Genomic DNA, 1,408 nt, shown 5'->3' with positions numbered 1-1,408 from the left:
TGAAGTCAGCTGGCACTATGACATTATAATGAAATACTATGAAGAACATATTGATCATGAAACAGCCAACGTAAGTTCGGAGTACACGGTACCAGGTTAGAGTCCATAGAATCAGCTTAAATCACCATATTTCTGTTTGTACTTTTGCAATTGGGATTCTATATCAGCAATGGTGGCATCTTTGTCAGCAATGGTGGCATCTTTATTAGCAATAGTAACATCTTTATCAGCGAGAGCGGCACTTTGTTCAGCTATAGTAGCTTCTCTGTCTGCAATGATTGGATTAAGCTTCTCCTCAGCGTCCGTATATCCGGCGACATACTGAGTGTCGAACATTTCCCTGTAACGGCGCTGGCCTTCTAGCATTTCTCTTGTGACATCATCTGTATTAAGTTCAAGAATCATATTGCCTACCTCCTCAATTGCTGGATTATCCTTGGCAAGAGCCTTAAATTGTCTACACTCCGTTCCGGTCGGCGCTAAACGGACATCCCCCGGATGTCCAGCGCCCCACGTATTAGCTTTGAATAACTTTGCCCAATAAACTAGATTGTTAGAGATGTCATCCTCAGTTGCTTTGTCTATATGATTTAATTGTAGCACGTTTATTCCAAATTTATCAGTGTAAGGAGCATGATTTTTAGAGTTTAGCAGACGATAATGTGAGTAAAACTCATTATTATTCGGGAGAAGATTCTGATCAGTTATGCAGTAATGCATAGTGGATTTAAGAAGTGAATAGTTATCACCACCCTTAAGATTATCATATGCTCTGCATAGATACAGAATCGACCTTGAAATCCAGTACTTATCTTCATATACCTGAACTTCTATATTCATGGTTTCGTTGTTATTAAGGGTAAGCAGAAGATCTAAAACTGTCTCTTTGGTGAGATTATTTAGACTAATAGGGTTTTTAACCAAAACCTTTTTTACATCTGCAGGGGTGATTCCTTTCAAAGCACAGATTAGACCAGTCAAAGCCTTTTCTGAATTCTGCATAATGTAATGGAATACAATGTCACTTGTCAGAGGAAACTCTATCGGACCGGTGGCATTCTCATAACTAATTACGTTTTTAATATTTTCTTTTGTTTCGTTCATTCTTTTCCTTCCTAACTAATTTTAAAACTTAACAATACCGGTAAAGTTTGGGGAAATTGGCAATACGCCAAATGAAATGCGAGTCACAGAAATTGACTGCATGAAAGAATATATCAAAACAAGATCGGAAAGAAAAGCGAATTAAGAAAACCTTAAGGAAAACTTAGGAATCTTAAGAATTTTAAAATATTCAATGTTATCGAGGCTTAGGGCTCCGCCCTAAGAACCTGCAAGGGACCAGTCCCTTGACCCTTTAACTGGGCTCTGCCCAGACCCGTCCTCGTCGGAAGCAGGACAGCAAGCC

Annotated in this window: 1 protein-coding gene; it reads right to left on the bottom strand. The window is 39.1% G+C overall.

Annotated elements, in window-relative coordinates:
- Positions 1-111: 111 nt before the first annotated feature.
- Entirely contained in the window at positions 112-1,104 is a 993-nt protein-coding gene (locus tag G608_RS0117900) for an Rpn family recombination-promoting nuclease/putative transposase (RefSeq protein ID WP_026497127.1), read from the bottom strand.
- Between the last annotated feature and the right edge of the window lie 304 nt (positions 1,105-1,408).

Origin of the sequence: Butyrivibrio sp. WCD3002 (genome assembly GCF_000424265.1) — a bacterium.
In the GTDB taxonomy this organism is placed as follows: Bacteria; Bacillota; Clostridia; order Lachnospirales; family Lachnospiraceae; genus Butyrivibrio.
The sequence above is the reverse complement of the archived record's forward strand: the minus strand, read 5'-3'. Positions and strand labels throughout refer to the sequence as shown.

Coding starts and splice junctions, on each gene's coding strand:
- G608_RS0117900 (WP_026497127.1), bottom strand. CDS start 1,104: ATGAACGAAACAAAAGAAAATATTAAAAACGTAATTAGTTATGAGAAT.